Source organism: Staphylococcus sp. EG-SA-17, assembly GCF_017151845.1.
Taxonomy (GTDB): Bacteria; Bacillota; Bacilli; order Staphylococcales; family Staphylococcaceae; genus Staphylococcus; species Staphylococcus aureus.
In genome coordinates this window covers 110,019-120,869 of the sequence record NZ_JACVZO010000007.1, presented here as the reverse complement: position 1 = coordinate 120,869, position 10,851 = coordinate 110,019, and the positions used below count along the sequence as shown (strand labels likewise).

At 30.0% G+C, this 10,851-nt stretch carries 10 protein-coding genes; all 10 read right to left on the bottom strand.

Annotation, left to right across the window (positions count from 1 at the left end):
* Window positions 1–295: 295 nt before the first annotated feature.
* Genes IDG65_RS05360 through essB form a run of 10 tightly spaced genes read right to left on the bottom strand, consistent with a single transcriptional unit; the run spans window position 296 to window position 10,842 of the window.
* Window positions 296–688 (bottom strand): DUF5084 family protein, encoded by a 393-nt coding sequence (locus IDG65_RS05360; protein ID WP_000878111.1) that lies wholly within the window; start codon window positions 686–688, stop codon window positions 296–298.
* 1 nt (window position 689) lies between these two features.
* On the bottom strand, window positions 690–1,079 hold the full coding sequence (locus tag IDG65_RS05355) for a DUF4064 domain-containing protein (protein ID WP_000413098.1): 390 nt from the start codon (window positions 1,077–1,079) through the stop codon (window positions 690–692).
* A 17-nt stretch (window positions 1,080–1,096) separates the two neighbouring features.
* Window positions 1,097–1,471: a DUF4467 domain-containing protein gene (locus tag IDG65_RS05350; protein ID WP_000825547.1), complete on the bottom strand. Its 375-nt coding sequence runs from the start codon at window positions 1,469–1,471 to the stop codon at window positions 1,097–1,099.
* 14 nt (window positions 1,472–1,485) lie between these two features.
* Window positions 1,486–1,959: a DUF5083 family protein gene (locus IDG65_RS05345; protein WP_000411366.1), complete on the bottom strand. Its 474-nt coding sequence runs from the start codon at window positions 1,957–1,959 to the stop codon at window positions 1,486–1,488.
* 10 nt (window positions 1,960–1,969) lie between these two features.
* The gene (locus IDG65_RS05340; RefSeq protein WP_000047129.1) at window positions 1,970–2,383 is read right to left on the bottom strand and encodes a YwqH-like family protein; all 414 of its coding nucleotides are present in this window, start codon (window positions 2,381–2,383) and stop codon (window positions 1,970–1,972) included.
* Between the two features lie 12 nt (window positions 2,384–2,395).
* Window positions 2,396–3,658, bottom strand: a complete 1,263-nt coding sequence (locus IDG65_RS05335; RefSeq protein WP_001137778.1) for a T7SS effector LXG polymorphic toxin — start codon at window positions 3,656–3,658, stop codon at window positions 2,396–2,398.
* Window positions 3,659–3,670: 12 nt separating this feature from the next.
* Window positions 3,671–3,961, bottom strand: coding sequence for a hypothetical protein (locus IDG65_RS05330; RefSeq protein ID WP_000514001.1), 291 nt, complete (start codon window positions 3,959–3,961; stop codon window positions 3,671–3,673).
* Between the two features lie 2 nt (window positions 3,962–3,963).
* Window positions 3,964–5,043 (bottom strand): hypothetical protein, encoded by a 1,080-nt coding sequence (locus tag IDG65_RS05325; protein WP_001209857.1) that lies wholly within the window; start codon window positions 5,041–5,043, stop codon window positions 3,964–3,966.
* Between the two features lie 12 nt (window positions 5,044–5,055).
* Complete coding sequence (essC, locus tag IDG65_RS05320; RefSeq protein WP_000549297.1) at window positions 5,056–9,486, bottom strand: type VII secretion protein EssC; 4,431 nt, start codon at window positions 9,484–9,486, stop codon at window positions 5,056–5,058.
* Window positions 9,487–9,507: 21 nt separating this feature from the next.
* Window positions 9,508–10,842 carry a type VII secretion protein EssB gene (gene essB / locus IDG65_RS05315; protein ID WP_000240335.1) on the bottom strand — a complete coding sequence of 445 codons (1,335 nt, stop codon included), beginning with the start codon at window positions 10,840–10,842 and terminating at the stop codon, window positions 9,508–9,510.
* Between the last annotated feature and the right edge of the window lie 9 nt (window positions 10,843–10,851).

Genomic DNA, 10,851 nt, shown 5'->3' with positions numbered 1-10,851 from the left:
CTGGAGAATCATATCGATTAAAAGATTATAAAACCGAAAAATCATTAAATATACGACAATCTTAAACCGCTAAAAAACGACATTTTCAAACCGCCATAAAACAGCATTTTTAAACCGCTATTGACAACCATTACATTTTTATATTTTAATATTGAAAAAATCACATTTTACATTCATTGTCATTATCTTTTTATCTTCAAATTGCTTGAAGTCATTTAGATTCAACTACATCTATTATGTATAAATCATTAGGACGGATTTCTTTTAAACCCGTCCCATGTTAAATTAATATATTCTATTGCTTTAATCTTGATTGCTGTATTTTATAAACGAATACTGTACCGATTGTAAATAAAATGATGCCAATAATGAATAATGGTATTCCAAACATATTAAAAGGTTCACCGTAAAGTTTTATTCCAATTTCCATAAACCTAGCTTTCATTACGAAGTAAAATAAGATAGACATAAATATAAATACTGCATATGTCCCAATGATTGATAAAATTATCGTTGGTTTTGATATAGATTCAAGTGCTTTAGAATTTTTATGCGGTGTATAAACAAATAGCCACATGACATTCAGTGCCAACATTCCAAAGCTACCTAAACATAAAATAAATCCATAAACACTTGTTAAACTTAAAATCCCTGCAATTGTTAAAAGTATCCACCAAGTATATTTCATGCTATGACACTTCTTTTCCTATTTTGTTATATCTTAAAACAGAAATCCCACTTATTAACCAAGCAATAAATGTTAATAAATTGGCGCTGATTACTGCACCAATAATATACAAAATGCCACTCGCTCTATTATTCACAAACAACTTTTTCATAGCTATAATGCCTAATAAATCTGAAGCTAAAGAAACAACAAATAATATTGCAAATATTGTCACGAATGTTGCTTGAGCAGTTTCTGGACTTTGTATAGTTTGTTCACCATTAACAGTTGTGGTCAATTCTGGCTGTATAATCCCTGTTGCTGATAAAATTAAAAATATTAAAAATAACAATGTTAAAAAACTTTGAATAATAATTCCAATTAAAGACGTCACTTTGATTAATTTTTCCATTTTCCTACTCCTTAAAATTATTTTACTTTAATATCTTTATAATCTGATTGGTGTTCTTTCACGTATGTTTTAGGATTAATATCTCTCTTATAATAAATTTTGTCGTTTTTAAACTCGTAAGTCGCGTAAAACATTTGATCTTTATCTTTAAATAACTTATAGCTGATGATAATTAATTTGCCATCATCAAATACATAAGTATTTACTTTATCCTTATTAAATTCAGGATTAACTTCATTACTCTTTTTAACCATCTCTTTATGAGTTTCTTGTTGAATTTTCATTACTTTATTAATTTGACTTTGATATTTATTTTCATTTTGCTCATTACCACAACCATAATTGATTATACTCATCATTATAATTAACACTCCTATAATTAATCTTTTCATTGGTTACTCCTTAATTATCTATTTTTAATAAAAAAGTCTTTCAACTCTATCGGTTTTCGATTAGGTTTTATAAAAAATTCCCAAAAGTGGTAAGCAGGCTGTCCAGATTTTTTATTTTCTCTAAATGAGCGAACATGTATAAATCTAAAATAGCATGCAATCGCATATAATCCGGGAATCATATACAAAATCGACAGTACTTTTGTAACTTTCACTCTATTAGCCAATTCAATATTATTTTGATCATATTGATAGTTTTTCAATAAAATAAAGTAAAAAATAATTTCTAACAAAATGGTAATTGCATATGCAACCATAATTGAAATATAACAATAAAAGCTTACTCTATCGCCAAAATCCCTACCATACTGCAAACGATTATTAATTATACCTGCAATAACTGGTAGAAACGCCAGTAAAATCATCATTGCAAATGGAATAACTTCAAATGATAAAAATATTTTGTTTATTCTCTTTATTTTTTCCATTTCTACTCCTTTAATTAGTTAATTTTTCAATAGCAGCAGCTATTGAATTTATTGCATTTTCTAGTACAGATAATGTACTACCCAATGAATTAACTTCATTTTGCATCTCGGTAATTTTATCGATGAGTCTATCGATATTATCATCAATATTTTTTATACAATTTGTTATTGAACCACTTATGAGTTCACTCTCACTTTTCTCTTCCCATTTCGAATTATTTTCTCCCTTCCAATAGGAATATTCTTTGAAAATATTCTTTGAATTTGTTCTATGCTCTTTCACTTCCTTTTTTAAATCATTTAATTTATTCTTAATTCGTGTTGCTCTTTCTATTTTATCATTTAATTCTGCTATTTTGGTTTTAGTTTCTGCTGACTGTTGAAGTTTATAATTCTTTTCCAATATTAAAGATGATTTCGACATTTTATTCTTCCTTTACCATGTAATTTTAATTTTTCCTCCAAGTATAAATTTAGCATCAACTTCAATTCCTTTTTTGCCAACATTTACACCTCCCCCAGCTTGAGCCCCAATACTCGCGCCAAAATCAAAATTTAATCCACTAAGTGCAAAACCACCTTCAACCCCTGTATTAGCTCCGACTGCTTCAGCTTTCGCTTCTACTCCATCAGCACCTAAAGATCCACTCGCACTTGCTGACAAAACTTTTGCATCTCCTTTTACATGCAAATTATTATCTTCTGATCCAAATCTTAATTGTGCTTCCGCATCAATTAATTGCGCTTCTGCAATAGCAGATATATGCGAGTTACTAATTTCAGCTGAACCTTTTACACTCCCTACTTCGAGTCCTGCCTTACCTTCAACATTCTCGTACTTTACCTTACCATCTAATCCAGCTACTTTAGCATCTCCTTTAACCCCCATCGAATCGTCGCTTCGATATGCTATTCCACTAACTTTACCTATTTCAGCTGTACCAACTATATGTCCATCTTTAGAAATTGCTTGAGTTCTACCTATTGTCTCATCTCCTTCTGCATAAGCAACAGGATGATCCGCTTTCATTTTTTTAAATTCACCCTTGTTAGTTTCATTTTTATACCAATTTTCTTTTGTAATGGAGTTTATCTTTGATACGATAATTCCATTTTTATCATGATATTCATTATTCAATTTATTTATTTGAGTTATTAATCCTCTTACATCATTGCTTAGACTTTCTAGTGATTGCTTACCTGTTTGATCCATAGTCTTAAGTTTTTCTTTAGTTCTATCTATTTTTTTGGAACTTTCATTGTAATCACTTTCTACATTATCTTTCCCTAAAGACACAGTATCAATAAATTCTGATGCTTCAGATAGAATTGCTGGGGAATTACTTGTAAGATCTATGAATTCCTTCTTTTTTGAGACCACACCTTTTTTAGTTTCATTCAAAGTTTGTAAACCAATTTTGGCATTACTACTTTTATCGCATTTTTCTCCAAGTTCTTTTAAGTGCTTTACTGATGCTTCCAACTTATCCATTAAATTAATAGCTCTAGAAATTGTGCTTATATGTGCTGATTCAACATATTTCTTTATACTATCCGCTGTTTTTCCTTTTATACTACCAGTTTTAGATAAAAAATAACATTGAGTGTAATGATTATATAATACTTCATTTAATTTCGTTTTCACATCATTTGTTTTATTAAAATATTCTTCTAACTCTGAATTAACTAATCTAGGCATATTTTCCCCTCCCTAATTCCTATTTGCAATTTTATTTGCATTATCTTTATCATTCCGTTGCATTGTTGATGCTATTTTATCCATTGCTTCTTTATCGCTGCCAATCATCTTAGAATACGTTTTCATCGCTTTCGATAAGTCGTCAATTATTTTTTCTAGTTCAACTATACTTTCTAATATAATTTCATTTTTAGCATCTTTTATACTAGAAATTGAAACTTCACTAATCTCACTTGATCCTTTTTCAAATTTCTCTAATACATTTTGAAATTCAATTGGATCTAAATAAATTTCTTTCCCCATACTTAAACCTCCTCAAAGTTAATTTTAAAATTAACAAAACTAGAACTCTTAATAACTTTTATAACATCTCCTACGGTTAAAGTTTTCATATATTTTATTATTTCATTCAAATCCAACACATCACCATTCAGTTTAGATAGCAATTCGTAAAATTCTTTTCTATCTTTTTCATATAATCGCCTAATACTTTCCATGATATTATTTTTAAAATCTTCAAATTTTCCAACGTTGTAATTTTCTATTTTTTTTATATTATTTATACATTCATCTTCCCTACCTAAAATACCTATTTCTTTTCTAGACTTGTGCACTTCAAAATTATCGCCAAATAAGTAATATCCAGTAGCCAAAATTACTGCATAATCATAATGTTTATTTTTATTATCAAACTCTTTAAATAAGTATCCAATAAATGAAGAGTTCCTACGTGCTTTTTCAACTATATAATTATGACCGTTAAACTTTGGTATATATAAATAATTAAATTTTTCACCTTTATTTTTAAAATTCTTTAATTTTTCTTTATTGTCAATTTTTTCACTTATATTAATCAAACAATTTTCGTAATTTAGCATATATTTTTTAAATACTTCCAAATTCTTTTGATCAAAAATCCATAAATCAGAAATCAACTTTTTAAAAGAAAATGTATAGTCACTAAATAATTCCATGAATTTCATAGTAGCTCTGTACTCACTAATTTTAAAATTATAATTCATGTCTTTCTTGGCTAACTCTTTAGCTTCTAAAACCGATGCCTCATTTAAATCTTCTTCACTCATCACTTTAATAATTTCATTGTATTTTTCAATATACATATCCTTATATCTATATTTTTTATCATGCGCAAATGAAATAACAGTGCTATTAAAATAATTATTAATATCTACAATTATATTTCTCTTTTTCAATTCAATTTTCAAATATTGTGCGAAGATAATTGGCGTTGCATTAGAAAAATTAATTTCTTTCCCGTTATCAAATATAACTTTAGAATGTCCAACTCCAGTACCTATAATTATATTTGTATAAATATTATTGTCAGAAATCTCACCATTTTTCGCATTAAAATCAAATCTCATAATACTCTCCTTTTATTCAAATAATTTAATTTTTTTATATTCATAGTTATATATATAATACATTTCATTATTCTTAAGGTTTTTTTCATTTACTTTATAACGAACTTTTATTAATTCTTGTTCGCTAATACTAATTCCTACAAAAGCGCTACTGACTATTTCCTTAAGTAACTTTATTTGAGAACTAAATCCTCCAATTGTTTCTTGATACAATCCGTAAATAATTGGAAAGACATTATTCTTTGGTCCGTCTAAAAATATAGTTTTTATTTCATCATTATTTGGTGATGCAATATTTATAAATTCTTTAAAATCCGATATAACTACTATCCATTTTTTTCGTGGTTCTACATTTTTTATAAAACTCACTAATTCATTTTTAAAACTAATAATTTCTTTCTTATCTCCACAGTACAAATAATCTTCATACCCTGTATTTTTTAATATGCCTTTTGTGTCTAAAGTTGCAATTTCATATTCATTTGAAATTATATTTAGCTGTTTCTCTAATAAAGTTAAACCATTATCTATATCAACAGGTTTAACTGAAGTGAAAATATTTGTTTGACTTAAGTCGAAACCAACTAGTTCCACATCCTCAAAGTCTAATCCTAATGGTAATTTGTGTTCTTCATGAATGATTTTTTCCAAATCATATGTTTCTTGAATATCATCCATTAATACCTTATCTGGCATCATTGGGATATGTTTTGGATAATCTCCTACATAGAATTCTTTCATTTGTGCTACTTCATTTTTAATGCGCTCGTTATATGTTTGTCCTTCTGCTAATTCAAATGGTTGCGCAATTTGGAACTGTGTGAAGTTATCATCATTTATTGCAGCTCTACCTTTAACATCTTTCACACCTTTTTTATAAGAACCAATAATATTTGTTAATTCATTATTTTCAAAGAGGTATAGTGCAACTCTTGTTTTAATGTTAGTAAATATAGCTGATTTTATTGCACTTGATCTTGATCCTGAAAGAATGATGTATACCCCTAATGCTAAACCTTCACGTGTTACCTTAGACATCATTTCTTCATATTCTTCCATAAATGGTGATTCTTTCACCGTGTCGTAGTTATCGATAATTAAGAAAATATTTGGAATTGAATTTCCAGTTTCTTTATTATATTGCTCTATATTAACTACTCTCTCTTGACTTAATAGTCTTTTTCGCTCAGAAATAATATCATGTATCTTACGTATCGCCTTCGCAATCTTGTCTTCTTGATCTACTGTAAAATAATCAGCAACATGTGGTATGTCTGTGACTGGCATCAAACCATTAGTTCCGAAATCGAACAAGTACATGTGTGCTTGATCAGGACGATGGTGTCTTGCAACATCGAAAATAATGTTGTGTAAGAACGTTGTTCTACCATATCCTGGACTTCCGATTAACGCGATGTGACCAGCTTTTTTCAATTGTAATACCATCGGCCCTTGATATTGTTCTTCTGGTACGTCTTTAAGTCCTAATGTTAATTCCACTTCTTTTGCATCATCTGACCATAATTTTCTGAAATCTGTTTCTACTAAATCTTCTTGATATACATTTTCTGGTAATGGTGGTAACCATGGACGCTTAACTTCTTCAATTTCTAATCGTGTTGTAATAGATTCGATATGATCGATAACCGCTTCTAACTCAGTTTGATTTTCTTTCGTTTCTTCATCTTCAAGTCCACTCAAGTCTTTGTTGATTGCTTGAAGTTGACCATAGTCATTAATCATGTAAATCGTCTTATCTTCAACTTCTAATTTATCGCCTTCGATGTTATATGTTGCTCCACTCCATGCAGATTGGAACAATTCATAAATTTCATTATTACCAACTTGTAAATACGCGCGACCTGGTAATGTAATGTCTGCTGCATCTGGTGTTTTTAAAATTTCATTACTGTCTTGTCTATCTTGTACTTTTAATGCCAATTTAAATTTAGAGTTAGACCAAATTTGGTCATCAACAACACCCGATGGTTTTTGTGTCGCAAGTATTAAATGAATACCTAACGAACGTCCAATACGTGCCGTTGATACAAGTTCTTTCATAAAATCAGGTTGTTCTGATTTTAATTCGGCAAATTCATCGGAAATAATGAATAAATGTGGCATTGGTTCTGTCGCAATACCTTCTTTAAATAACTTATGGTATTGATTAATATGGTTAACATCATGCTCTCCGAATAAACGTTGACGTTTTCTCAATTCGGCTTTGATTGATGTTAAGGCACGCATCGCTTCATCGCCATCTAAGTTTGTAATCGTACCAACTAAATGGACTAAATCTTTAAATAAGTTCGCCATACCCCCACCTTTATAGTCAATCAATAGGAATGCAACTTCATGCGGGTGAAAATTAATAGCTAAAGATAAAATGTATGATTGGATAATCTCAGATTTCCCTGAACCAGTGGTACCAGCAACTAAACCATGTGGTCCGTGTGCTTTTTCATGTAAGTTCAATGATAAAATGTCATCTTTACCTCTTACACCTAAAGGTACTGCCATCGTTTTGTATGTTTCGTTTTGTCTCCATCGATTAACCACATCAAGCTGATCTACTTCTTTCACGTTATACATTTCTAAAAATGTAATACTATCAGGAATTGCATTTTTCAAATGTTCGACGTGTATCAAATTCGCCAAACGTCGCGCGATATATTCTTTATCGACGTTATCAATATTTTCAGGTGTAAATTTCAATTGAACTAATTCTTTTTCTTTCGTAATCAGTTCGCCTTCAGTACGAGACTTGATATCAATAATGGTATCTACATGCTCTGGCAAACTTTCAATCACATCTTCAACAAAGATTAATGAAATACCATATTCTGATAAATCTTGGTTTACATATTCTAAAATGACGTGATCAATAATTAATGACATATCTGTAATGACAAACACTAATTGCGGTGTGAAAATAATTTGCTCATTACTTCTGCTGCGTTCACGCACAGCTTGGATACGTTCTTTAATCATGCTATAAATTGACGTTAAAATTTGGTCACGTGTTCGTTGATTGTAAACAAACCCTCTAATGTTTTGACCTCTCAATGTCATATGTGGCAACCAACGTGCCCATTTCAATGTTTCAACTTCATCTTCACGTGTCACAAATAGAAACTCTAAATCATGATAACTATGGAACGTTGACAATTGGATTAGCATTTTCTCCAATTCTTCTAAAATGAGATGTCGTGCACCAATATATGCAATTGGCCCATGATTTAAATCATTGATTAATGGTGCTTGTTCTACATCTGTGTAAAATTCATACAATTCTTTAGCATCGTCGAATAGTTCATCACGACGTTGGTTAAATTCTTCTTCTTGGTAATCTAATTTGAATGACTTTTCTACATTCGCAATACCTAACTTATAATATAAGAAATCGTGATGATGCGATGTTTTTTCATATATTCTTGGTGCTTTCGTTTCAACGATATCTTTAATTTCAGCAACCGTTGGATAATGATAATTCAAACTAAAACGTTGTGCTTTAATCGCTTTATTAATTTCTTTAGATTTATTATCCAAATAAGCTTTGTAATCTTTCTCTCGTTTTTCAACATCTTTGTTATACTTTTTCTTTTCAGAGAAATACGTTGTAATACCAAATACTATCGTTACTGTACTCATACCAATCATCATTAAAATATAAATACCAATTGGTCTCACTAAAAAGATGACAACAGTTAAAGCAATCATTACTAATGGCGGTATAATGGAACGCCATATCACTGTATTGTTCTTCTGTATTGGCTGTGGTGGTCTTTCAATCTTAATATCATCGGTCGGTTCACGGTGAATAATCCTTGGCGAACGATGGTACGTATTGTAATCATCTGCCTGTGCATGTGGCATCTCTTGTGTTAAGCGAATTAATGACGATGCCACTGTATTCTGACTCAATACATTTAAACCATCAGCTTGTACTTCGAGCCATATCCCTTCAACATAAATATGATCACCAATGTAAGCTTTGTTTGTTAATTGCTCTTGTAGTTCATAGTTAATATACACATCTGTATTTTTATCGTGCACAATGCGTACGTATTGTGATTCTTGTATTGATTGAAAATCTTTAATAATGATGGCATTCATCAAGCTTTGAATAACCATATCATCATACGCATTTGGCCCAATTGTCATCGTATCTTGAATTGAAGGATAAGCAAATGATGCATAATCAGCTTCTGTATAAAGTTGTAATGTAATGTCATCAAGGTCACCTTTTCTAACAAGCACCTTATTAATAGAAGTATGATTCGCTTGCCAAGTACCTTGATTATTTTGTTCTAAATGAATGACTTCGCCTAACGATTTCAACGTAATATCTGCACGCTCGTCTTCGCTAATAGTATATGTCTTACCATCTCGCAAATTGAGCATCTTCAATTGTTTGTTATATTTTATAATCAATTTATGCATTGTCTTTGCCTCAGTCCTATACTATTTTTTTCTTTCAGCTTCTTGACGTTTTTCTTTATCTTTTTGTGCTTGTTCTTTTTGTTTCTTTTCGTTCTCTTCTTGTTGCTTTAATTTCTCATCTTTCGCTTTTGCTTTCTCTTCTTCAGATTTTGCTTTTTCATCTTTAACTTGCTTTTCTTTATCTAAAATATCTTGCAATTTATCGTTATATTTTTTAGTTTCTTCAGAACGTTTATCATTCGATAAATCACCATTATTTTTAATCTCATTTAATTTATTAATCAACGCTAATTTCGTAATATCGTTATCATCTAAATATGTTGCAATGTCAATCGCTTCATCAAGATGTCCTTGTCCTAATTCCATCCAATATAATAAGTAATCTTTGTTCGAATTTGGCGTCACATTATTAAGCAAGTTTTCTTTCTTATCTTTTTCTAAACCTTGTTTGTTCGTTTGGATATAGCTTTTGGCATAAATGTAAAGCGCTTCTTTGTCTAATTTTTTACCATCTAAATCATCATACGTATTTAGTACTTGCGTATAATCATCCTTTACAAATGCTTGGTATCCTTTTTCAATGCGCTCATTATGCTTCATTACTGAAAAATATAAAAAAGCTAAAAATGCAATTAATAACACACTTAACGTTGTCATACCGATAGCGACCCATTTAAAAACGGTATGCCCTACTTTACGAACATATGCATAATTTTCACTATAATCTTGTTCTTGTTTCTGATATTGTTCATCTAAAAACGAAGTTAATAAGTCTAACGTTGCCGCTTCAATAACTTTAGTTTCAAATGGTGTTCCTTTATGTAGTTCTAAGTTTCCTTCAACTAATGCGTCAAATGATTGTTTCTCATTGAATGCACATATAACCAGTGCTTTATATCTTGTTAAAAATTCAGCTTCCGACATTGGCAAAGGGTCAACAACATTTTGTAATCCTCTCGTTTTGGCAATCGGCAATCCATCTCTTGTGAAAAATAATTCATCTGGTGCCAACACAAATGTGTAGCGTGTACGATTTACTTCTTCTAAATTTTTGATATTAAGTAAGTAACGTAATTTTTCATTTTTAGTAAATGATTTAATATTATCAAAAGGTGTATGATTGTCATTAATGTCATAATGTATTTGGAAACTATCACGTAGTTCAGTTAGTTCAGCATCTATAAAATATGGAGAATGTTGTTCTAATAAGTACATTAAATGAAAATGTTCTGGTTTAATTGAAGACTTAGGAATCTCTCTCATATCTAAACGTAATTTTGTTTTAGCTGCTTCTTCGGCATCTAAAGGTGTTAACATATCTTGCATTTCATTTTTAGGGTTATGATTTTTAACCATCTATTTTTC